Origin of the sequence: Psychrobacter sp. GW64-MNA-CIBAN-0177, from assembly GCF_040309585.1 — a bacterium.
Lineage (GTDB): Bacteria > Pseudomonadota > Gammaproteobacteria > Pseudomonadales > Moraxellaceae > Psychrobacter > Psychrobacter okhotskensis.
This window is the reverse complement of sequence record NZ_JBEOOY010000338.1, coordinates 1-263: the sequence shown is the minus strand read 5'-3', so window position 1 is coordinate 263 and position 263 is coordinate 1. Positions and strand designations below refer to the sequence as shown.

1 pseudogene is annotated in these 263 nt (G+C 38.4%); it reads left to right on the top strand.

The annotated features are described in order from the left end of the window. Nucleotides 1-99: 99 nt before the first annotated feature. Nucleotides 100-263 (top strand): annotated as a pseudogene (locus tag AAEY79_RS15345) (hypothetical protein); the annotation flags it as partial.

The window sequence follows — 263 nt, the reverse complement described above, 5'->3', positions numbered from 1 at the left end:
ATGACTTTGTAGCTAAAATTAGCGAAGAGATAAAAAGTCGACAATAAAAAATCGAGCGTGTAAGGCATTTACAAACAGCCAATTACACGCTTACTATTATTGATATTCTTGGAGGAACGTACTATTAGATGCGGCAAGAAAGGGCAACAAACAGCTCAAAAAAATCGTATTAACGAAGAAATTACAGCGCTAGAAGTTCGTTTAATCGACATCGACGGCGAACAAGCTGGAATTCAGTCATTAAAAGACGCGCAAGCTATGGC